Source organism: Algoriphagus jejuensis, from assembly GCF_039523455.1.
In the GTDB taxonomy this organism is placed as follows: Bacteria; Bacteroidota; Bacteroidia; order Cytophagales; family Cyclobacteriaceae; genus Algoriphagus; species Algoriphagus jejuensis.
Map to the genome: position 1 here is coordinate 21,965 of NZ_BAAAFI010000004.1, position 23,258 is coordinate 45,222.

21 protein-coding genes are annotated in these 23,258 nt (G+C 45.6%); 11 read left to right on the plus strand and 10 right to left on the minus strand.

All coding sequences use genetic code 11. From position 1 onward, the window contains the following. Positions 1-120 precede the first annotated feature (120 nt). The 9 genes from ABD031_RS05615 to ABD031_RS05655 all read left to right on the plus strand — a co-directional run bounded on the left by ABD031_RS05615 (position 121) and on the right by ABD031_RS05655 (position 7,499). Positions 121-1,965 (plus strand): tetratricopeptide repeat-containing sensor histidine kinase, encoded by a 1,845-nt coding sequence (locus ABD031_RS05615; protein WP_343849312.1) that lies wholly within the window; start codon positions 121-123, stop codon positions 1,963-1,965. Between the two features lie 86 nt (positions 1,966-2,051). After that, a complete protein-coding gene (locus tag ABD031_RS05620; protein WP_343849314.1) occupies positions 2,052-2,606 on the plus strand; it encodes a hypothetical protein in 555 nt (184 codons plus the stop codon). 78 nt (positions 2,607-2,684) lie between these two features. Next, positions 2,685-3,485: a LytR/AlgR family response regulator transcription factor gene (locus ABD031_RS05625; protein WP_343849316.1), complete on the plus strand. Its 801-nt coding sequence runs from the start codon at positions 2,685-2,687 to the stop codon at positions 3,483-3,485. A gap of 164 nt (positions 3,486-3,649) precedes the next feature. Beyond that, a complete protein-coding gene (locus ABD031_RS05630) occupies positions 3,650-4,117 on the plus strand; it encodes a hypothetical protein (protein WP_343849317.1) in 468 nt (155 codons plus the stop codon). Positions 4,118-4,290: 173 nt separating this feature from the next. Continuing rightward, complete coding sequence (locus ABD031_RS05635) at positions 4,291-4,575, plus strand: TRL-like family protein (protein ID WP_343849319.1); 285 nt, start codon at positions 4,291-4,293, stop codon at positions 4,573-4,575. 355 nt (positions 4,576-4,930) lie between these two features. Then, positions 4,931-5,311, plus strand: coding sequence for a hypothetical protein (locus ABD031_RS05640; protein ID WP_343849321.1), 381 nt, complete (start codon positions 4,931-4,933; stop codon positions 5,309-5,311). A 47-nt stretch (positions 5,312-5,358) separates the two neighbouring features. Next, positions 5,359-6,039 (plus strand): hypothetical protein, encoded by a 681-nt coding sequence (locus tag ABD031_RS05645; RefSeq protein WP_343849323.1) that lies wholly within the window; start codon positions 5,359-5,361, stop codon positions 6,037-6,039. A gap of 141 nt (positions 6,040-6,180) precedes the next feature. After that, a complete protein-coding gene (locus tag ABD031_RS05650) occupies positions 6,181-6,492 on the plus strand; it encodes a hypothetical protein (protein WP_343849325.1) in 312 nt (103 codons plus the stop codon). Positions 6,493-6,710: 218 nt separating this feature from the next. After that, the gene (locus tag ABD031_RS05655) at positions 6,711-7,499 is read left to right on the plus strand and encodes a hypothetical protein (RefSeq protein WP_343849327.1); all 789 of its coding nucleotides are present in this window, start codon (positions 6,711-6,713) and stop codon (positions 7,497-7,499) included. A 501-nt stretch (positions 7,500-8,000) separates the two neighbouring features. On the opposite strand, the gene ABD031_RS05660 is transcribed toward ABD031_RS05655, so the two are convergent. After that, positions 8,001-8,669 carry a helix-turn-helix domain-containing protein gene (locus ABD031_RS05660; RefSeq protein WP_343849329.1) on the minus strand — a complete coding sequence of 223 codons (669 nt, stop codon included), beginning with the start codon at positions 8,667-8,669 and terminating at the stop codon, positions 8,001-8,003. Between the two features lie 147 nt (positions 8,670-8,816). Between ABD031_RS05660 and ABD031_RS05665 the strand changes: the two genes are divergently transcribed. Next, a complete protein-coding gene (locus ABD031_RS05665) occupies positions 8,817-9,128 on the plus strand; it encodes a helix-turn-helix transcriptional regulator (RefSeq protein ID WP_343849331.1) in 312 nt (103 codons plus the stop codon). Positions 9,129-9,180: 52 nt separating this feature from the next. Here ABD031_RS05665 and ABD031_RS05670 read toward each other — a convergent pair whose 3' ends face one another. The 8 genes from ABD031_RS05670 to ABD031_RS05705 all read right to left on the minus strand — a co-directional run bounded on the left by ABD031_RS05670 (position 9,181) and on the right by ABD031_RS05705 (position 21,527). Further along, positions 9,181-11,067 (minus strand): sulfatase family protein, encoded by a 1,887-nt coding sequence (locus ABD031_RS05670; RefSeq protein ID WP_343849333.1) that lies wholly within the window; start codon positions 11,065-11,067, stop codon positions 9,181-9,183. Positions 11,068-11,070: 3 nt separating this feature from the next. Beyond that, positions 11,071-12,678, minus strand: a complete 1,608-nt coding sequence (locus ABD031_RS05675; RefSeq protein ID WP_343849335.1) for a sulfatase family protein — start codon at positions 12,676-12,678, stop codon at positions 11,071-11,073. Between the two features lie 312 nt (positions 12,679-12,990). After that, complete coding sequence (locus ABD031_RS05680) at positions 12,991-13,362, minus strand: carboxypeptidase-like regulatory domain-containing protein (RefSeq protein WP_343849337.1); 372 nt, start codon at positions 13,360-13,362, stop codon at positions 12,991-12,993. Positions 13,363-13,530: 168 nt separating this feature from the next. Next, positions 13,531-14,472, minus strand: a complete 942-nt coding sequence (locus tag ABD031_RS05685; RefSeq protein WP_343849338.1) for a dihydrodipicolinate synthase family protein — start codon at positions 14,470-14,472, stop codon at positions 13,531-13,533. Positions 14,473-14,519: 47 nt separating this feature from the next. After that, entirely contained in the window at positions 14,520-15,686 is a 1,167-nt protein-coding gene (locus ABD031_RS05690) for a sialidase family protein (protein WP_343849340.1), read from the minus strand. A 17-nt stretch (positions 15,687-15,703) separates the two neighbouring features. Next, positions 15,704-16,849: a sialidase family protein gene (locus tag ABD031_RS05695; protein WP_343849342.1), complete on the minus strand. Its 1,146-nt coding sequence runs from the start codon at positions 16,847-16,849 to the stop codon at positions 15,704-15,706. Between the two features lie 11 nt (positions 16,850-16,860). Continuing rightward, positions 16,861-18,501 (minus strand): RagB/SusD family nutrient uptake outer membrane protein, encoded by a 1,641-nt coding sequence (locus tag ABD031_RS05700; protein WP_343849344.1) that lies wholly within the window; start codon positions 18,499-18,501, stop codon positions 16,861-16,863. Between the two features lie 20 nt (positions 18,502-18,521). Continuing rightward, positions 18,522-21,527: a SusC/RagA family TonB-linked outer membrane protein gene (locus ABD031_RS05705; protein WP_343849347.1), complete on the minus strand. Its 3,006-nt coding sequence runs from the start codon at positions 21,525-21,527 to the stop codon at positions 18,522-18,524. Between the two features lie 396 nt (positions 21,528-21,923). Between ABD031_RS05705 and ABD031_RS05710 the strand changes: the two genes are divergently transcribed. Beyond that, the gene (locus ABD031_RS05710) at positions 21,924-22,793 is read left to right on the plus strand and encodes an AraC family transcriptional regulator (RefSeq protein ID WP_343849349.1); all 870 of its coding nucleotides are present in this window, start codon (positions 21,924-21,926) and stop codon (positions 22,791-22,793) included. A 100-nt stretch (positions 22,794-22,893) separates the two neighbouring features. Here ABD031_RS05710 and ABD031_RS05715 read toward each other — a convergent pair whose 3' ends face one another. Further along, positions 22,894-23,229, minus strand: a complete 336-nt coding sequence (locus tag ABD031_RS05715) for a hypothetical protein (RefSeq protein WP_343849351.1) — start codon at positions 23,227-23,229, stop codon at positions 22,894-22,896. Between the last annotated feature and the right edge of the window lie 29 nt (positions 23,230-23,258).

Below are 23,258 nucleotides of genomic sequence, written 5' to 3' on the forward strand. Positions count from 1 at the left end.
ACTTGATAAGTAACAAGTTCACATCTGATTAGCTATGAGAACTGCAAGTACATGACTAGCTGTGAGTTCATTTTCCTGCTTGATATTGGCCTTTCCATGCTGATTTTTCACTGATATACTATGATTGTTTTACTCTTGGCCTCTCTGCTGGTTTTTGGAACTACTTCTCCGGCTAGCAGCCAGTCTGACCCTATTCCTGACTCACTCTACAAACAGGCATCCCGCTACCTTGATCAAGGTGATTACCAAAAAGCGATCATTAACTTAAAGTCATTGGAACAAAACAGTGCTTGGTCCGAAGAAGCAGTAAACCTGAGGAAAACCTACAACAACCTCGGCTTTGCCTATTACAAGCTCGATCAATTTGATTCAAGTCTGTTTTTTTACAAAAAAACCTACGAGTATGCAATCGCACTGAAAGATACTGCAAAGATCATCTCAGCTTTCAATTCCATCGCCATGGGATATAATGAGCTGGGACAATATGGCCTCGCGCTGGATTCCTATCAAAAAGCGCGTGAGATAGCTATGGGATGGGGTGATCCAGACATTTTTGCCCAAATCCTGACAAACTTGGGCTTGGTATACCAAAACCTGGAACGGAAAGAAGAAGCGCTTGCCTACCATCACAGATCTTTGGCGGTGGCCAGAGAAGCAAAAGACTCCGTCTCAATCACCATTGCATTCAATAACATCGCTATCAGCTACAAAGCTTTGGGAGCGTTAGATAGCAGCCTACATTATAATTTGAAAAGCCTAGAGCTGAAAAGGCAAATGGGAAATAAACCTAAAGCTGTGGTCTCGACGCTGAACAATATCGGAACCTCCTATCTAGCCATGGGAAACTACCCAGAAGCCGAAAAGTATTTCCTCGAATCCAATGCCCTGCACAGACTAGTCAAGGACATCCCCGGTCTTTTGGCGAGCTACAACAATCTCGGGGATCTAGCCTTGAGGAGAAACCAGCTAGAGCGTTCCCAAGTTTACCTCGACTCGGGAGCTTTTCTCTTTCCACAAGTCAGTGATCTGGTTTTTAAGCGGGACAATCTGGAGCTGCGTCTGGCTGTCCTGGAGCGAAAGAAAGACTATGAAAGCGCCTTACCGGTGTACCGGGATCTGACAGCCATCAACGAGCGCATCTTTCAAGTAGAAAAGCTAAACGTGCAGGAGGTGGAGGCGAGCTATCAAATCAGGGAAGAAACCCTGCAAAGGGAAACCGCCGAGCAAAAGGCTGGCTTGGCTGAAGCGGAAACTAAAGCGGCTAAGCAGCTTCTACTGCTTTTGGGAGTCACCGTCCTTTTGTCCCTGATGTTCGGAGTTCAGCTTTTCCGGCTCAACAAAAAACTCAAAACCAAAAACGCGATCATCCAAGACCAAAAACGGGACAACGAACACCGGATTTACAATTTTCTCGGGAGACTACAGAGTCTTCTCAGAATGGCTTCGGAAACTGTTACCGATCAAGTCTCCAAAGAAATCCTCCAAAATTCGGAGGCAGCGATCATCTCTGCTGCTGCTCTGCAGGAGCACCTCACCTACTCCGAAATCGAAAATGAAGAAATGCTGGTGGGTAAGTATCTGGAGGGACTCACCCTCCGGCTTCGGGAGATGTTCCAGCTCACCGGCAGTCCCGTCAAACTTCAAATCATCGTCAAGGAAGACGCAAGCTTACCGGTCCAAACGGCATTGAATCTTGGTCTGATGATCTCAGAGATCATCACCAATTCTATGAAGTATGCCTTTCCCGCAGAGATCCCTGATCCCATGGTGGCAATCAGTGTGCGGAAGTCCGAAAACATCCTCACCATCCAAGTAGGCGACAATGGAGTAGGCATTTCCGAATTCCAAAAAAAGGGAATGGGAACGGTACTGATCCAGCGCTTGGCCAAATACATCAAGGCCGAGCTGTCGGTCGATTCCGGCGCCGGAACCCAATACTCAATAGCATTGAAGGTGGCGGAATAGCCCGCGTTTTTATTTGCCAATCGCCTCCCAAATCAAAAGATTTGAGAAAAAACATAAATTTGGTTATCAAGCAAATCTTCCTATCCATGAACCTGGCAAAATCCCATCTCACATTTCTCCCGATTTTACTGCTGCTCATGCTTACGGCCTGCCCCTTTGACCAAGAGGATGAGAAACCAAAAGACGAACCAAAACTCACACATGAATTTCTATGGTATAAGGATGGTGACCCTCTTCGGGTCAAGGTCTGGTATGGGACTACAGTGGCTATCACCTACTACCGTCCAGACGGATCTGTAGAAAAATCCGAGGAGCTGGTCAATAACAAGGCCTGGGTTTTCAAATTCTCAGATTCAGGGCCTTACTCTGATGAAACCACCTACCTCTGGAGAGATGCCGAAGGGGTTATGGATCAGTTGATGCCGGTTTTTGGCAGGTATGAACTCAACTCTTCCAAAAATCGGATCACATTTGGGCATTCCCGGGATTGGAATTGGTCTGAAGGAGAAAAATTAGACGACGTCTCTTTTGATATCAGCTTTAAGGAGGATTTCTATCTGTCCGATTGGCTGAAGTTTACCCATGTAAGTGTCGCTGCTGATGGAAGCAAGAAAGAAATTACATTTACCCTATCCGCATGAAAGAATTAGCTGATCAAAGTCCCTTTTAAGGGATAATTTGTTCAGTAGGAATGGTAAATTGGCGCTGAGACGAGCCTTATGACTAAGTTACTTTTAGTAGAAGACGATCCATTTTTTGCCGACCTGTTGTTGGCTGACCTCCGCGACCTGTTTCCTCATCGCGAACTCCAGCTGATCGGCCCGGCAGAGACCTACCAAGAAGCGATCTCCTTAATCCAGTCAGAAAATCCTGACATCGCACTGCTTGACATTAACTTGGGTTCGAAGCACGACTCTTCAGGCATCCGTATCGCCGAGTTTCTAAACCGTACCCACCCGATTCCCATCATTTTTATCTCAGGCATGCCACAGGGATTCGACCAAGCTAAATACACGCTGCCTGTAGCCTATCTCAGAAAGCCTTACCGGAAACAGGATCTGGCAGATCAACTGGAGCTGCTATGGGTTCGTCGCAGCATGGAAAGTAGGCTGAAGGCAGAACCTGAGACCAAACCAAAACCACCCGGAAGAAACACGCTATTCGTCACTGTCAACCGGGGGGAATTGGCCCCGCTACACTTGGACCGGCTCCTGCTTCTGGAGGCTGATGGCAAAGTCATCAAGGCCCATTGCCAAGACAGTCCTTACCCAATCGTATTTACTTCACCTGGCTTAAAAAACTTTTTCGAGGAGCATCTGGCATTGTTCAAAGGCCAATTCTTCCAGGTCAGCCGCAAGCATGTGATCAGCATTTCCCAAATCCACCGGATCAAGGACAACCACGTGATCCTGCAAAAGACAGCGCCCTCGGGCCAAAACACAGAATTCCGAATCCCCTTCCCCGTCAACAGCGACAGTAAAAAAGAGCTAATGGAAATCCTTTCCGGGACACAAGTTTAAAAAACTGTCTTTCAAGCAACATTTTTTCTCTGTATAAAACAGAATATCACCAATATTAATGAGGATGGAATTCTTTCCAGAAAATAGTTTTGGTACATAGAGAGTTGGATCCCAAATCCTATCTCCTATTCAGAAGTATGTCAAAACTATAAACCATCATCATCATGAAATGCGGCATCTGCGAATCAGACGACATACAAAAGCTCAGTGTCATTAATCAAAACGGGACTTCCAACACTAGGGGCAACATCAACTCTACCCACACCGGAGGAGGTTTGGGATTTGGATCTGGAGGCTTCGGAGGATTTGCCGGAGGAGACTCTTCGAGTTCCTCCGTCAACACCACAACCACCTCGGATTTGGCGAATCGCTGTGCTCCGCCCGCAAAGTATAATTTCAAAGGCCCCTTGCTCATGGGATTCCTTGCGTTGATCGCAATCTTTGCTTTTGACCTTTTTGTACAATTAGACATATCCGGCATGGCCTCACTGACGATCTTAGGATTAGTTGGGGGCGGCGACTACTTCGCCTACAAGGGCTTCAACTACAACAAAACGGAATATCCTGTTTTGATGCGGGCATGGTTCCGAAAGTGGCACTGTAACAAGTGCGGGGATATTTTTGACGTCTAACAGCCAACCACATTTTGTAGAACCACGGCCAATTTTCCCTAGATATATAAGGGCTGGCACATAGGCATCTGGGGAAATAAGCTTTTTCGAAATCAACCAGTGGAGTCCAGAAACCACCAAAAACGGGGCGCGTCCGAAAAGCCTTACGAGTAGGTCAATTAAACCAAAACAATATGAACAGAAAACTCAACACTGTTTTCGCATCGCTTGCAATAGTTGCAATGATGTCCGGCTGCGCTTTGACCACACCAATCAATGCGACAAGCAACCCATTAGGACCCAAGGTTGGAACTGCAAAGGCCACCGGCTTTTTGGGGATCATTTTCTTTGACGGGGACGCGAGCATCAGGACGGCTGCAAAAAATGGAGGGATAACCAAAATTTCAACCGTAGATATCAAGCACACAAGTATCCTAGGCTTGATCGTCACCTATGAGGCTATTGTCACTGGTGACTAAGCTTCACTAATGCCAAGGGCTTGAACCTTGGCATTAGCTAATCCCGACTGTTTGGCTCCCAGGCATAAATACGACAAACCCAGACTATGGGCGAATCGAAACCCAAAGCCATTGAACTTCAACCAACGGGGGGCTATTCAATGGAATCTCACGAATCTCAACAAACAATATGATGAAGACTCATCTATTTTCAAAAGCAATTTTAGTAGGGAAGCTGAGCCTCCTATTCTTGATTTCAACTTTTTTTGGCGGCTGTGTTCCAACCAGGCAATCAAGTACGAACTCAGCAAACAACCATTTTGAGTCTTTTTATGCAGGTGAAGGTGGCATGCAATATTTCATAAAGCCCATTCTGTTGAAAAACATCGAGAAGGAGGAGTACTTGATGGCAGATTTCACCTTCCGACACCAAAATGAAGCTACAGATTCAGTCACGGTAAACTTTAGTATAGAGGGAAATGAACTTTACAAAAAAATCGACAGTCTGGTGATTTCCAGCAGTTCGGTCGCCTTTGCAACCAAAAGAATTGAACTGTTATTCAATGAAAAGAGCAAAAGGGGGTATGTGTCGAGGTATACGACAAAAGTCAGCCAAAATGACATGCGCCACCTCTTTGGACAAGGAACATGGGATTATACCATTTATAATGAAACCTTATCCAACTCCTTCCTTCCCACCCCCAAAAGCAAAAAGACAATTAGCGCCATAAACAACAATCTTTTTATCCTAATGTAAAAGCCAACTCCCAACACTATTCTATAAATCAATTAACCAACAACATCATGAAAAATCTATCCGCTCCAGCCCTGTATTCCATACTCGCTCTGTTTCTGGGAATGTCCTTTACCGGCTGTCAAAATGAAGACGACCCCGATCAATTTACAGGAAGTATCGAGGAAATAGAGGAATTTCTGACTCCAGAGCTTACCCAAATTGTAACAGAATTAGGCATGGAAATCAATACCGGCAATACTCCTCCTAATATTGAAGGAAACTACCTGGCAGAAGTCGTCCTTATGGGCAGCAATATATCAACTGATGTCATCGGCCACCGATTTTCCGATATGGTCATAAAGTTTGAAAATCAGAACAACGAGGATCTATCCATCACTTTTTCCTATAAACAATCCATTGAATCGGGCTTGGGAATCGGAGCTCTGATTGCAGGAAGCCAAGATTCATTTTCGGCTTTTTTGAAAGTCGATGTCACACATGGCGCTGACTACCCCACGGCAAAATCGGCTATGGTAATTTCGGGGACAAAGACCGCAGATGGGATAAAAGATTATCAGTGGGCGTTGTTCATGCTGGACAATAAGGGAGACAGCAGGTATATCCTCAATAATACAGGCAGGGTATTTAGAGAATTGGACAACATCGCCAGGGTGACCACCCAATCCATTCCTTCCGGCAGATTGGCTCCAGAAACAGAGAGCCCACTGAAGTCCGCAATAGAGCGATAGTTGGTTACAAAAACAGAAACCAGAAAAAGCTCGGAAACGGAACTACCATAAATGGTGTATTCTGAACTGACACTGAACGTTTCCTCCCATCACTTCTCACCAACGAAGTATTTAAAAGAAAATCAATGTAAACTAATGAATATGCCGACAATAAAAACCACACATCATTTATCCAGCCTAGTATTGATAGGTGTCGCGATGTTTCTGTCCTACGGATGTAACTCTCTTTCAGGCGGAGAACAATGCCAGGAGAGAAAGGAATTCAAAGATTTTGAAGCTATGGTCAAGTCATTCGATGTGCTTTCCAGTAAGCAAGATTGTTTCAGACTCCAAGCGGCTGCTACCAAGCTTTTGGCGAACTCTAAAGGCTGCGCGGACGAGTTAGAGATCATAGCAACTGCCTCCCCTTGGAAGAGTTTCAACTGCGATGACTGGCATGATTGGAACGACTAGTCGATATTACAAATAGACTACTTCGTGGAAAGAAGTATGCCCCATGTGTTCCCCAATTATCAACATGCAAAAATGCTTCAAAAAATTCCAATCGAAGCAATTAAATACCAAAGAAGCGGAAATTCCACATAAGATCAATCTGGTGATTTGGGCCCCACAACAACGACGCAAACTAAAGCAATACAACTAATATATAAAACAATCAATTTGAATTAAGTATGAGATATATACTCAGAATAGCATTACTCATAGGAATCTCACTATCACACTGTTTGAACGGATTTTCGCAGAAGAAAAAAGATGAATTGCAGTATCAGCCAATACCCTTGGCTAATGTGGAAGAAGCATTTCCTGTTGCACTAATGATTCTGGAAGATAACTACGGTGTATCTATTTCAGGAATGGATTGGGGCAAAAAGGAAATCACTTCGATGAACTACAATTACAGAAAGGTTCTTGGAGAGTTTAGGTTCAAATTTATGATCACAATAGATTCCGACAACGTTTTGGATGTGTATGCAAGCAATGTTCAAACCACAAGTGCAGACGGAGGATGGATGGATTACATGGTAGAAAAAAGAGAGCGCGCGATAGTGGCTCAATTTATAGAGGAACTGAGGAAAAACCTCCAAGATCCTGCTATAATAACAAAAGCACAAAGTAGGTTTTATACAGATCTAAATGTGAACGCATTGTTTTTTGATACGGCTACAAAAGTTGCCGGTGATCGCTGGTTTGAAAATTTCATTAAAGACCGACCGGTAAAATGGAAACTATCATTTGTCGAACTATCCAAAAACAACTCTAAGGAATTTGACTATGAATACTTGGAAAACTATGCCATTTCCGTTGAATTTGTAAGTGGTGATCAAAGCAAATTTTATGTAAAAAGATATACAAATTCCGACACCAATGTATTAACAAGAAAAGGATCCTCGGTGATTGTAGATGGTACATGCCTAGCCCTAAACTACACAAACTCTTTTAGTATTATTTTGGTAGAGTAGTCGAAATCTATCGCATGAGTATGCTATAATCAACCTCCCATATCCACAAAGACTAACCGACAAATCTAAACTATTCAAAGTAGCCAATATGCAATTTCTACCTCGAAAAAGATAAGAACACTAGGACTTCTTTGTGTATTAAGTGTCTTTTCATGCGAATTTTCCAAGGAAGAGGAACCATCGGATGTGATTGAAGACCCCGAATCACCCGAGTCTGATAAAGAGCAGCCTATTTTGTTCCGAGGCTCAGGAGATAGGGGTCTATTTCAGGACAGGGAACACATGATCATGATTGGGTCTGAGAACGGCACAAACACTTTTACTAGACTATACAGAATCAACAAAAATGGAGTACGGGATACTACTCTCAATGACTCTGAACTATACCAATCCACCAACTCAATAGGCTGGCAAAACCTCCTCCTGGGCGGCGATGGTCACATATTGACCTTATTCGACAGAACTCAGATTTCTAAACGCAAAAAATCATCAAAGAATTGGCTAAACCAAATCAAAAGCCATCCCATATTGCAAGAGTTCGTAGTTGCTTTTGATCTCCAATATTTCCCGCACTTTCCGTTTGTGGGTATTAACAGTATTGACACTAATGTAGAGTTGCTGGCCGATTTCCTCGGCACTCAGTCCCCTGACCATCAATGTGAGCACTTCCCGATTTCTTCGGGTAAGTAGCTGGTATTTTTTCCGGTGGTCCGCAGAAAATACCATTTCATTGACGATTCGGGCAGTCTTTGCGGGCACCCATCCCAGCAGGTTTGATGGAAGGATTTGAAGCACTCTAAGCGAGGGTGAGCCCATTGCATTCTTTTCTATAAGTTCGACGGATATCAACTCGGCCTCCGATGGCGAATCGTTGGCACTATATCGAATGTATAGACTCCTCTCCTCTCCCTTCTCGCCAAAAGTCCCAATCAGGCAAGTATGGGGATCCTTGGCGTCAAAGATCAGTTTCCGAAAATCTGCCGTAGGAAGGTGTTTAAAAAATGCTGGGCTTAGGCGGTACCGCTCGCGACCCCGATGACAGAGATATAGGTTTTCTTCAGGATCAATCCGTTGAATAACTTTTATGCCTGGCAGCCATCGGTCTACCTGTTGTAATTTTTCGATTTTCTCGGAGATAATGCCTCCGTCTTTTTCATTGGACAGTCTCATGGCTTTTCTTTTAGGTTTGGTTGTCGAAAAAAAGCGCATGAGAACAGTACCGGAAAAATTAAATCACGAACACGGCAATTCAAGGTATGAACGCCCCGTTTTCCAGAATAAGGTTTGCCATAGCCTCACCATTTTTAATGAGGTCTTTTGTCTTGGCACCTAGCTTATTTAAAATGTCCAGAAAACAAAAATCGAGAGAAATTCGAACAACTCTCCACTCGAAACAAAGAGGTGCTGTCACACATGACTTGCTGTACAAAGGCAGAGGACATCAGTGAAATCTTAGGAATCTCAGTCAATACGGTCAACACCCACAAGAAAAAAATCAAGGACCTGCTGGTGCTGGAGGGAAACTGTGAAGTGGTATGGGCTGGCCTTCGATCTGCTCAAGTTTTGAAATCAGTCAACACACCTTTTGAGCTCTATGTCGCTTTCAGGGCATGCGAAAACATAACTTGACTGGACTTTAAACGGACGGCCGATAGTAGTGCCCCATCCTTGAAACCCTACTTCACCGGTACTCGAAAGTATTCGGAACCAGCCCCAAACTCCCCAAAAAGTCCTTGGATGCGGCAGAGGTATTATACTCCCCTTGCCTATCGTAGACTTCCCTGACGACGCTGACGAAGGGCTCTTTGTCGCTGACATACAGGAGGTAGTTGATGGCCATTAGGGCCAGATGCCTATCCGCACTCAACACATACTTCTTGAGGATTTCTGCGGCTTCGTCGCTTTGATTCAGTTCGTATACGACCGCTGCCAGCGAGATAGCAGCCGGAGGATAGGCGTCGCTGAGAAAGCCGGATAGCTTGGGAGCTAGGGGCTCAAGAGTCTCTTTGCCCTGCGACATCAATCCCACTGCGGCCCAATAGCGCACTATCTCATTTTCATCTTCCAAGTAAGCCAACTGTTGAAGTGCCACTTCCTTGCTCCTCATTCCAGACAGGTTTGCTACATGGAATATCTCCTGAAGCGGATAGCCGGAGCTGCTGTTCCGAAACTCAAATGGAGTAGACAATGCTGAAATTCTCTCCAGCTCATATTCAGGAAGAAACAACACATCCCTCCTTTCGAGAGTATGGGTTTCCAGCGCGATCCTCATCTCTTCGATCAGGTTCTTGTACTCCGGACGGGCGATCAGATTATTCGTCTCCCAGACATCTTGCTCGATATCATATAGGAGCTCGGCGCTGCGAGGTTCAAAGAGGCTCCTTTGCAAGGGGTCGAGTAACTGGCCTTCATAGTCCTGCCTCATGAGTTGTTTGATTTCCCCAATTTCCATGTAGCGGATATATCTGGCCTCCGGCATAAAAGGCATAAAATTCCTGGAGTAGACATACCTCCCGTCAGTGACAGTGCGAACCATATCGATCCCATTGTCTGACCGATCCGATGACAGGTAAAGCTTATCCACTGCCTCTGATCGATCATCCCCGAGCAAAATCCGCCCTCTCAGATGTGCTGGCACTTTCTCGCCAGCAAGGCTGATCAGTGTCGGAGCCAGATCCTCAAAGCTCAAGAGCTCATCTGTAGTCGTGGCGGTACCCCAAGGTGACAGATGTCTGTACTTGGGGGGAAACCAAATAGTAAAAGGAACGCGGTAGCCGAGGTTGATCCCATTCGTTTTCCCCCTCGGGATTCCTTCGCCATGGTCGGCAAAGATGAAGATGATCGTCTCATCCAACAGGCCATCGGTCTCCAGCTTGCCGATCAACTCTCCTATCCTGTTGTCGGTCAGCTTCAGACTGTTGTATACCCTCGCAAATTGCTTCCGCATTTCCGGGCTATCTCGGTAGAAAGGCGGCATCTCAAACTCATCTTCTCCGATTCGGTCTGCTTCCGGCAATTCCTCCAACACTTCTTCCAGATACCATTCATAGGGATTGGTCATGGTCCGGGACTGATGGGATTCATTGAAGTTGAAAACCGAGAAAAAAGGTTGGCCCTCCTTCCTTTTCCACCAACCCGCCTGCGCCGAGCTTTCGTCCCATGTCTCGGAAATGAATGCCTTCTCGTCCGCCACGTTGTAATCCGTCTTGGCGTTATTGGAAGCATAATACCCCGCCTGCCTCATGTACAGTGGAAAACCCTTTACAAACGAAGGAATCGCGTAGTTGCTTCTGTGGTGGCCGGTGCCCAATTCATAGGTTTTCACGCCTGTAATTATTGCCGTTCGGCTTGGCGAACAAACCGTCCCGGTGGAGAAGGCATTTGTAAATCTGACTCCCTCAGCCATGAACTTATCGATGACGGGTGTTCGGGAATCCTTGTTTCCATAGCTTCCGATAAACTGGGGCGAGGTATCCTCAAAAGTTATCCAAAGGATATTCGGCTGCTGTGCGTAGGCACCCGAACTGAAAAACAAAAACGTAATCAGTAGTGATTTAAAAGTATTCATAGGCTATTTGTCCACAACATCGGTCTCGAAATCTGACTCGTTGACCCACCCTGCCTTCATTTCTTCCCCGTTCATATATCGGTTGTAAAAATCCCTGGAATTCTCCCCATAATAGGGATATTGATCGAAAATATCCCCTTTGCCAAACATCCTGGGATCCCCTTGCTCCTTCAATTCTTGAAACAGGCGTTCTCTCAATTGATCTTTGGTCAGCTGGTACTCTGGATGAATGGCCAGATTTTGCATGGCAAAAGGGTCCTCCATACGCTTGAAAAGTTCTTCCTGAGGCCTTTTGCCAAAAGCCAGATTCCAGTTTGTGGAAGTTTTGTTGATCCTTCGATCATTTAGGATTTGGGTCTTGGTGGGGCCTCCGTCGGTATTCAGATATCCGGTTTCCGGATTTCCGGCGGGCCATCTACTGGTTTCGAAATTGTAAAGATAGACGTACTCCCTCGTTACAATTCCCCGAATGGGATAGCCTTGGTCGTCAGGCCGACCGACATCATGCCGCTCTTTGCCTATCAAAACATGGTCTCTTCCGCTGTCGACTATACCCGACTTTTCTGAATGGAATATATCCGTCAAACTGTTACCGGTAATCGGAGCCATCTTCATAGAATCTTCAAAAATACCGGCCACCTCCAGAAAAGTTGGAGCTAGGTCCACAAAACTAACAAAGTCTTCAATCAATCTCCCGGGATTGGATATCCCCTCCTTCCACATTATGGCTAGTGGAAGGTGGTTGGAGTATTCGTATTCCTGCCCTTTGATTCTCGGAAATGGCATGCCGTTGTCTGCAGTCACCACGATGATTGTATTTTCCAACTCTCCCCGTCTTTCCAACTCCTTGATCATACGGTCTAGGTGTAGGTCGAAGTACTCGATCTCATAAGCGTAATCCAGCATGTCCGTACGTACCGTATCAGTATCCGGCCAGAAGGGAGGCACCTCGTCTATATCCTCCAGTTTCTTATTTCCTTTGACGATGCCGGTCTGGTATTCGTAGGCCCGATGGGGTTCGGTGGAGCCAAACCAAAACACGAATGGTTCGTCTCCTTCTCTGTGATTCAAAAAGTCCTCAAAGTTCTTGGCATAGTCATTCCCATTTATCTCCGAAGTAGGGGCATCGGTGGTAAACTGATTGTATGCTGCGCCAGTCAGCTCCCGTTTCTTTCCCTCCAGTTCACCCGGGTTTCCGGGAGCCCAGCCTTTGGCAGTATGACCTCCATGATACCCCGCCAAAATCAGCTGTTCCATGAACGTGATAAACTTGGCCGGAAAGACTGGGGAATGATTTGCTGCTTCCTCCAGCTGCCATGAATTTCGCCCTGTCACGATCGCCGCTCTTGAAGGGGCACATTTTGCATTGGGAGTGTAGGCATTCATAAATAGTAAACCCTCCCTGGCCACATAGTCAAAGGCCGGCGTATTCACCCATTTTGTGCCATAAGCACCCATATGGGGAAACGAGGCATCATCCATGATTGCGAAAAGTATATTCGGTTTCCTGACTTCCTTTTTTTGGCAGGAAAACCCAAGCATCATCACGCCAAAAATGATCGCCAGGATCTTGAAAACAGCAAGCCTGTCCTTCTTCAATTTCAAATACATATCTGTAGTTCTTATTCGGTAGGTTTTTGGATTTAATTTCGGTCTAGGTCGTTCCTTCTAAAATTAACCAAATCGGTGTAAGGATCTTATCTATCACCGCGATTTTGCCAGTGATCGAATCTGCGTCGTCCTGGGGCTCGGCAACCCATGATCGAACCGATATTTCGGCAAAGCCGGAGGTTGATTTGGATAGACCAATTCAGAAATGGGCATAAAAGCGGATAAGCATAAAGGATCAAGGGGCTGCTACATCGCAAAAAAACCGGGGATTCCACCCCGGCCTTTCATTATCAACCCAATCTATTCACCTTATTAATAGCCATAGTTCTGTAGTATTCCTGTCTTTTCAACCTCGCTTAGCGGGATGGGCAGGGCACCTAACACATCTCTGTCGCCTACGGGCATCTCAACAGTCTGATAGCCGATAAAAGAGAACACCAATACAGCGTCGTCCGCCACCGACAGTTGATACTCACCATTGGCATCAGAGACCGTGCCGTTGGTGGTTCCTTTTTCAATGACCGTCGCACCTGGGAGACCTTGCCCCGTTTCGTCAGAAACAACGCCTTTGACCAATTTCTGTTTGTAAGTTCCAGCGAGGGCTAGACCTGGCTCAGCGGCTAGCGGCTGAGCGTCAACTAGCGGGTGGATCGCAATCCCCAAGAGAAAAACCCCAGCTGTCATTTAAGCTAATTCTGATCGGCATTCATTTGAATCGGCGAGCGTTTTTTTACTTAAAATTAGATGATAATACAGCGAAAACCTGAATTTCTATACCTAGTCGGTTTTGCAATCGCACTCAATTCTCTGGAGACTTATAATCACAAAAAGACGAGCTGAGGGCTTACTACTTCAAATTTTCTCCGCAGCAATCTTGGCATTGACTAGATCAAATCTTCCCCTCAGCTCCTCCACCTCCGCAGTCGAAAAAGGATAAAGTGGTGGAGCAAAATTTGCTTGGCAAAGCCCCTTGAAGGACAACGAAGTTTTCAATCCTTTCATGTAGCTCGATTTATATCCCCCCAGCGTGTAGACGTTTTTGCTGACTTCCATCACGCAGCTCTGATACGTTCGGATTTTTTCAAAATCCTTGCTTTTGGCAGCCTCGTACAGTGCGACATACAGTTGTGGATAAAGATTTGCTCCGCCACAAACTCCTCCAAATCCACCCATCAGTACAGTTTCGGCCATCATTTCCTCAGGACCAACCATCAGCACGAAATCCTTTTGCTCTCTAAATGCGTGGCAGAGCGACTGAAAGTACACCGCATGTGCCGAGCTATCTTTCAAACCGATGATGCGCTCGTGGGCAGCTAGTCTGACCGCGGTATCCACTTCGATGGTAAGCTTGGTATGCGATGGCATGTTGTATAGAAACATGGGTATGGAAATCGCATCCGCCAGTTGGGTAAAGTAAGTGTACAGTTCCTGCTGATCAATGCTCATGTAGAAAGGCGGAGCAGCAACCACAGCGTAAGCTCCGGCTTCCGCAGCGCAATTGGCCAAGTCTATACTTTCTTCCACAGCTACGTCCGTAATGCCAACCAAAACCGGTATTCTTCCAGCGACCAGTTCGCAGGTTTGAGATACCAAATCTTTTCGAACGCTGTAGCTCAAACCTGAAAATTCGCCGGTCGTCCCCAAGATGAAAATGCCATGGACTCCTCCAGCGATCAGGTGCTCGATCAGCTTCTGCACCGCATTCGAATCAAGAGATCCGTCTGCATTTAGAGGAGTGATCATTGGTGGAATCACACCTTGTAGGGGTGATTTGAATTTTGAAAATCCAGACATAGATAATGGGATTGATGAGACTGACCTGAGATTAAAATCGGAACGATCTACTTCCACTCCTCAGGATCAAATATCGTCGCAGCAATGTACCGATAGGGCTTGGCGTCTTTTCCATTGGCATTGTTCCAATAGTAAATCATCACCAGCTTCCCGTCGGCCCGCTGGATCATGCGCGGGTATCCCACATCTCTGTTGGCATCGTCTCCGCTACGCAGAATGATCTCATCAGACCAAGAAACTCCATTATCCGAGCTAAAGCGAACATGCACCCGCGATCCAAAATCACTCCGGTGAATGTAACCCAATGCCAATCTGCCGTCTTTCAATTTGACCAGGGCCGGTGGTGATCCACCTCTTCCGGTATCCGGAGCGGGATCTTTCAATCTATTCCAGGTATTTCCGTTGTCTTTGGACAGGTAGCTCGAAATGAGATTTTGCCCGTTTTCCAGTCGGGTTCGGATGGTAGTCAGCCAGGTGTTTTCATCCAGCTTGATCGAGGAAGGCATGATATCAAATCCTCCGTGCTCGGCGGTGACCCAAGAAACAAAATTCCAGTTGAGTCCACCATCGGTCGTCCTCACAAAACCAACTCTTCCTTCTTTCGAGTTCGACTTTGCCGTGGTGACAAAAGCACTCAGGCTTTGCTTTCCTTCCGCATGATAGTCCGTTCGATTTGCAAAGCCAGCGGTTCCGAGATTTGGAAACACGTACGGCCCTTCCCAATGAGCGCCTTTATCCTTTGAATAATAAAAATGGCTAGGTCCATCGTGGTTATTATGTCTCAGGAAGGTTAGAAGAAAGTCCTTTGAGGTAAAGTCTGGCATCGGCTCCTTTAGCACAGCAGGAACTTTGGCGCGATCGGGCGTGATGTTGTTGTCGTGGCCCCAGGCGGTCTGCCCTATGGAATACGCATCCTGAATAGCCCAAGTCTCGCCCCCATCCATACTTCGGGCGTATTGGTTTTCGGCTAATTTCGGATCATAGGTATGGAGGCCTGGCTGCGTCTGCTTGAAGGGAGCTTCAACAAAGCCAACCAAGATCTCATTACCCCAGCCCCAAATGCCATGATTCGCTGGCCAACCCGCATATTTGCCATCTTCCTGAAAGACGACCTTGTGCTCGATGAATTTATCTTTTTGCTGGCCTTCTGCTAAAGGTATCTCTGCTACCACAGCAATAACAAGCCCCAGAAACACTCCTTTTATATCTCTCATTTTTTTTTAAGTAAAGCTTACAGTTTGATTTTCGAGGGATCAATCACCCCGTACTTCACCGATCTTCTATTGTAGGTGTACGTGAGGTGAACCAATCCGTCGTTGCTCTGGATGATTGCGGGATAGGCATAGCCATCTTCAATAGGCACATTTTCCAAGGTCATCACCGGCGTCCAGTATATTCCATTGTTTGAAATTGCAAGATTCAGGATGTTTCTGCCTTTGGGCTGCTCGCCTTCTTTGGTTGAGTGATTGTAGATCAGCAACTGTCTCCCGTCAGCCAAGGTCACTGCATCTGTCCCTGAATTGGGATTGGGCAGAGCCAAGGCAGTCATTTCTCCCCAAGTTTCACCTTCATCTTCTGACCAGATTTGCGAAAGCACGTTTTGCTTCGTCCTGGATATTGCCTGAATTTTCCCGTCAGGATATGTCAGGATGCTTGGTTGGATCGCGTCAAACTTCACTCCGTCATGTACGGGCCCAATCATCTTCCAAGTCTCTCCCCCGTCATCGCTGATTTCAAAATAGACCATCCAGTCCTGCTCCCGCTGGTTGATGATGTATTCCAAACTCGTCGGGTTGATTATCCTTCCCGACTTGAGTTGCACGGGTTTGTTTTTGACCGGACCGATGATATGTCCAATTTTGGGATCCTCACCAAGTTTTTTGGGCTCCGACCAAGTCCTTCCATTGTCCCCTGAGGTCATCAACATGCCCCACCAAGTAGTCGGGCTCGGACCCACTTTATAATACAGCATCAGCGGTTTGCCCTCTGGCTGAAAGAGCACAGGGTTCCAACACGGGTATCGGAGTGTATCATTTTGCACGCCGTTCGCGACTTCCTCAGGCCAAGTCCACTTGCCATTTTCAAGACGTGTGACTCGGATTCCCACGTCAGGATTGTTTTCGTGGGTTCCTGTGAAAAATGCCGCAAGGATGCCCTCGGGCGTTTCGATCAAGGTCGACGCGTGTACTTCCGGAGTTGGCCGATTGTCAAGTGAATAAATCAACTCGGCTTTCAGCAGCGCCCCTTCGCCTGGTTTGGCGATGGGCGGCAAGTAAAATTTCCCTGTGATATCGTTGGGAGCTTGTTGTGCATAACCAAAAAGAGGGATCAGTGCAGCTAGCAATCCGATGAATGTAAAGCGCATTTTAAAATTCATTTTTTCAGTTTTTAATATCCGGGATTTTGTACCAAATCTTTGGCGAAGTTTGCGTCGATCGCTACTTGAGGAATAGGCCATAAATCATTGTGATTTTGAACGGTATTACGGGAGCTTTCTAAAAGTCCGTATTTTCTCACTCGTTCTACCAGTTTCCCCATACGGATTAACGTGCGCCTTCTTGGCTCTTCAAACAACAATTCACGGGCTCTTTCTTCCAAAATGAAATCAAGAGTGACATCGCCTGCCGAAATAGGACTTGCGTTAGCCCGAGCTCTTAATGCGTTCAAATCATCTGCAGCTTTCTGCAAGTCGCCATTTCTGAAATAGGCTTCCGCCCGAAGAAGGTAAGTCTCCGCTAGTCGGTACACATAGACATCTTTGGAAGTCCGCCCGGAGGTATTGTTCAGATTCCAGGGTAATCCTTCAATCTTCCTGGGATAAGAATACATGCTGCGAAGGGTATCTTCCGCAGTGGTTCTAGCAGGTACCAATTGTCCGAAATACTTCGATTTCGGATTGTTGAAATGAAAATCTCTACGCATGTTAAATTCTGAATTCCGAATATCGTTTGGATCATCCCAAATGTCATACAGCGCAAATTCAGTTCCTCTCACCCTTCCAACTCCTCTGCCCATCTCATCGGTCGGAACATTGGGAACACCGTCAGGATCCAGGATTCTGACGAAGAATGGCCCAAAATTCCTGACTCCCTGATTTCCGTCCCGAGTGCCACCACCTCCAGCGGTGAAACTCTCAAACTGCCAAACATAGATTGACTCCATGTTTCCAGAGCCTCTGTTGTAATTGCCATCCCGAAACAAATCAGAAAAAACGTCTCCTGGATTGTCCTTGCTGCTGCCAAATCGGGCTTTCATCAGTTGATAGTCGCCGGAGTTGATTACTCTGGAAGCACTTGCGATCGCATCCGAATATTGTCCCAAACTGATATAGACCTCTGTCAGCAGGTGGTCCGCTGCTCCCTTGGATATCCTTCCGGGCAAAGTCTGCGCTGCAGGCTTTAACCACTGCGAGGCAAATTCCAAATCTTTCTTGGCGGACTCATACACTTCCTTCCGATCCTTCCGCTCAAAATCAAATTGGGGGACATTGCGAATGGTGTCGACCAAAGGCACGCCCCCATAGAGATTCGCCAAGAAGTTATGGGTGTAGGCCCTGTAGAACCTAGCCTCACCGATCACTGCATTCTTTTGAGCCTCATTTTGCCAAATTCCTTTGTTAGACTCTTTGTTCGCATACACAATCACGGTATTTGCCTGGGGAAGCATCTTACTATAGGCCCAATTCCAATTGGTACTGACTTCCGGAGTGACCGAGGTCAGATATGATATCCAGTTTCTATAAGTAAAATATTCTGCACCCGCGTCCTCTCCCACATCAGTTCCTGGAAAGTTGGTGATAAAAAACGTGTTGTCGTCCTGAGAATATTCCTCTCTAGCCGCCCACGATAATCCAGTCATATAAGTCTCAAATCCGGCAATTGAAACAAGCGTATTGTCGGCACTTAAAGATGAATACGGCTGCTCATATAAGAAGTCGTCGTTACATCCAACTACTGAAACCAACAAGCACATTCCAAGAGCCTTTTTCCAATTTATATTTATAGTCAATTTGTTCATCTGTCTAGTCATTTACGAGTAAGAATTCAGGATTAGAATGAAACATTCAACCCCACTAAAAATGTCTTGGGCATAGGATAGAGGTTATTATTCCCCTGAGAACTGGTATAGGCGCCCCCATTTTCAGGATCAGTTCCCAACCAGTCGGTTAGCGTAGCCAAATTCTTTCCTGTCACATACACCTTCACCCCATTCAACTTCAGCTTGTCCAGTGCGGTTTGATTCAAATCGTAAGAAAACGTCACGTCTCTCAGTCGCACGAAATCTCTGCTACTATACCAGCTCGTATTCAGCGGATTGGTATATAAAAGAGAAGGCCGGGTGTTTAATTGGTTCTCTGCAGTCCACCAGCCGGCATCTATTTGGTTCAAACTTCTTCCCGGTACCAAAGGGTTGATCAGATTAAATGGTGCGATCCAACCCTGCATTGCATTGATGAAAATGGAGAGAGAGAAGTTGTTATAATTAAAGTTGTTTCTCAGACCAAATTGATACTTGGGAATATTTCCAGAACCAACCACCGTCCGGTCGTCCGGATTAAGCACTCCGTCTCCGTTAAGATCCTTTACCCGCACAAAGCCCGGCTGCGATCCGGCGGGGATGTCATCATCTCCGACTTGATAGATCCCATCAAACACATAGTCATAATAAGAATTGATCGGCTGTCCGATAAACCAACTATTGGCGATATTATCATCTTCTTGTCCGTCTTCGTCGAGGTCAGTATTGAACAAATGAACAATCTTGTTTTGATTGTAAGAAAAAGTAAAATCTGTGCTCCAGTTGAATTTCGGCTTGCGAATGTTGTCAGTAGTCAGGGAAAGCTCAATTCCCCTGTTATTTACATCGCCGACATTGGTCAGGATACTGGTATAGCCATTCATAACCGGAATATTTCTCCGCACCAGCAAATCCTCTGTATTGCTGTTATAAAATTCGAAAGTGCCTGAAATCCTTCTTTGGAAAAATTCAAAATCCATCGCAAGGTTTGCGGTAGTGGTGGTTTCCCAAGTCAAGTCATCGTTTCCTAAGGTGGACGTGATCACCCCCAAACTACTTGCACCCCCATCGCCATAGACATACCTGGCTGTTGAGGACAGAGTCAATGATTGATAGGGTTCAATCGCTTGGTTTCCTACCGATCCATATGAAACTCGCAGCTTCAACATATCCACGCGCTCCATGTTTTTCATAAATCCTTCATCAGTAAGGATCCAGGCGATCGAGCCAGATGGGAACGTCGCGTACTTGTTGTTTACAGAAAAGACAGAACTCCCATCCTTTCTTGCAGTAAGTGTCAACAAATACCGGTTCTTAAACTGATAATTTACCCTCGCCATATACGAGATCATATCTACCGAAAAAGCAGAAGAACTGATCCGCTGAATTTCGCCCAAACCGAGGTTATTGTATCCAAGTACGTCTACATTGAACTGCTCACCTGTAGCCAGGGTAGACTCAGCTTCCACATGATTTCTTCCAAAAAGTAGGGTAACATCGAAGTTGTGATCTTCACCGATGCTTTTATTATAAGTCAGGATGTTTTCCAATACCCAGTTGTACTGTCGCTCATTGGCTTTTCTCGCTGAGGTGCTGTTGAACGATACGTTTTTGTCCTGACGGACAAAGTTGTAGTCGTGATTCCATTGGAAACTGGGAGAAAAATTCACGCGATAGGAAAGACCCTCTAAGAACGGTGCGTCCAATTTGGCAAAGAAATTACTGAACAAGTTCTCTCTTATTTCATTGTTATCTGACAACAAAGAAGTTCTCATCGGGTTTCCCGCTGCCTGTTCGTCAGGCACGGGGAATTGGGTAGGCGAACCGTCCTCGTAATACATGGTACCCAAGGGACTCACGCGATATGCATCGTTAAGACTCGCACTTATGCCAGAGAGGTCTCTATGGGAGAACATCGTATTGGTACCGATTTGCAACCAAGGCTTGATGGTAGTAGAGATATTTGCACGAAATGTGCTTCGCTTTTGATTGTCGTTATAGATCAGGCCCTCGTCATCACTGATCGATGCACTCAGAAAGTAATTGGTGGACTTGGACTTGCCTGAAATATTGAGATCCAATGAACTTGTTCTACCCTGTTGAGAAATCTCATCCCAACCATCGAGCGATACCCCATTTTCCAAATTGGCCGCCTCTGTCGCAGAAATGTAATTGCCGATAGAAGCTGGATCAGCTGGTAAGCCTGATTGCGTTCTCCAATCCAACCTGCGCTGAATATATCGTTCCGGGCTGAGTAATTTGAGTTCCGAACCCCATTCTGAAACGCCGGTGTAGGTATTGATGCTAATGACCGGAGTCTCAGAAGTTCCCGCTTTTGAAGTAATCAAAATAACGCCGTTGGCTGCTCTTGAACCATAGATAGCTGTCGAACTCGCATCTTTCAGAATCTCCATCGACTGAATATCCCGAGGGCTGATGTCGTTGAGGTTTCCACTGAAAATTATTCCATCCAACACAATCAATGGGCTGTTTGACCCGCTTAGCGAATTCTGTCCTCTGATCAGGATATTCCCTACCTGACCAGGCCGTCCTGTCTCTGTAAATTGTACTCCAGGCACTCCAACCATGGCTTCTGTCACTGTGACATCATCGTTGCTCCTGGTCAAATCCGCCGAGGCAATCGAACCTGTGACGTTCCTCTTCACCTGCGTGCCATATCCTACCACGACTACCTCCTCCAATCCGGCAATATCTTCTACCATAACCAGATTGATCTCCGACCTATTGCCAATCTCCTCTTCTACAGACTGAAATCCTATCATGGAAAAAACCAAAACCCCGCCTGTTTCTGGTGCATCGAGGGTGTACTTACCATCGATGTCCGTCACAGACCCAGTGGCGGTGCCCTTTAATAAAACGTTCACTCCTGGTAACCCCAAGGGATTGTCTTCGGTAGTCACAGTTCCAGTGACTGTCCGTTGTTGCGCGAGCGAGGTATTTGAGGTAGCCATTGCCCAAAAGAGCAAGAGCGTTGTCATCAATAAATACCTCCTAAAATCAAGTAGTTTTACGTTCATATCTTTAGGTTTTTGGGTTGCGTATTCGATTAAACACTGGGTGAATGGATTGTCTATATCATCACTTTTCTACTTTTTTGGCATGATCTGGAAGAGTCACGAACCGCTGGATTTGACCTCAGAACAGCAAGCCGTGCATGCTGTTTCCAACTCTTTCTTCCACTGATTTTCCTATTAAATCTTGGATGAATCAAATCATCCAAACAAATATGGACCAAAACCTACCTCTGCTCTTATTACATTCTGCCAAAATATTGTACTATCTTACCATGATATCACCCAAATAATCCTTAACGTAATCGATTTCGTCCGGTAATTAATTTCAAATCCTACAACCTTAAAGATTCGTGAGCTATTGAGAAACAAGCGAACGAAGAATTGAACAACGAATAATCCATGAAGCCTCATTTTCATAAAGTCCCACTCACTTCTGCCAATTCATTTAGCATAAGACATGATAAACGGCCAAATTTTGGAACGCTTTGGCATTTCCATCCTGAGTTGGAATTGCACTACATCGTGAAAGGCCACGGGACACAGTACATAGGAGATACAGTCAGTACTTTTTCAGATGGAGATATGATCTTATTGGGCGAAAACCTTCCGCACACCTGGCGTTGTTCTGAAGCCTATTTTCAGGGAAATCCTGAGGTGGAAATCGAAGCATTTGTGCTGCAATTCCTTTCAACTTGTTTTGGGAAAGATTTTTTAGGACTTCCAGAAACGCAGTGTATACCGGCTTTGCTGGAAAAGGCAAAAAAAGGGATGATTATCTACGGCGATACGAAAAAAAAACTAGCGAAGATCTTATACAAGACCGCAAAAGCCGGACAATTGGAACGGTTGATTTATCTCTTAAAAATACTTCAGATACTTGAGTCGAGTTCTGAATACGAAACGATTTCACCAGGATACGCCAACAGCCATCTTGGCAACATTTCAGAGATGCAGCGATTGGACAAAATATACAGCTTCGTACTTGCGCACTATCCGGATGAAATCAGTTTGGAGAAGATCGCCGCAGTCGCCAATCTCAGTGTCTCCAGCTTCTGCAGGTATTTCAAAACAATGACCAACAAAACCTTTTTCGAATTTTTGATCGAAATCCGAATTTCCAACGTCTGCCGGGCCTTGATAGAAGACAAGTTGCCTATTGAGGTGATTTGCTACGAGTGCGGCTTTAACAACGTGTCAAATTTCTACCGTCATTTCAATAAAATTACCGGGATGACTCCTTTGGTCTACAAAAAGAAATACCTGTCTTAGATTTGACAGTACACCACGTCTCAGCTAGCTCATCCACCTTGGATTTTTGGCTCACCGCCGAAAGGTGGCGTACTGCAGTCCTGTGACAATTAAGAAATTCTCAGCTTGATTTCTTCTGATCATCTTGTGCAAAATAAAATGCAATCAATTCCAGATCTTCTTCACAGCAAAGAGGAATGTAATCAAGGATGAACTTCGAGGTTTCCTCAGGCTTCGTATCCTTTGCCGAACCCACAGGTTTCTGATTAGCTGAAAAAATTTGGTCGCCTGAACTGGATTCCATTTTCAACTGATCTGATGGATTGCATTTGAAACATTTTTTCCCGTTCCAAAAATTAGAACCTACTGCTTTGTCACCCTTTTTAAAAGATTCGGATTTAACACCGAGGTTTTGGATGAGAAAAGGATTCGTGTTTCTACATGTTGTGTTGGTCATAGCGCATAAAAAGTTTAGCGTTCTTCAAA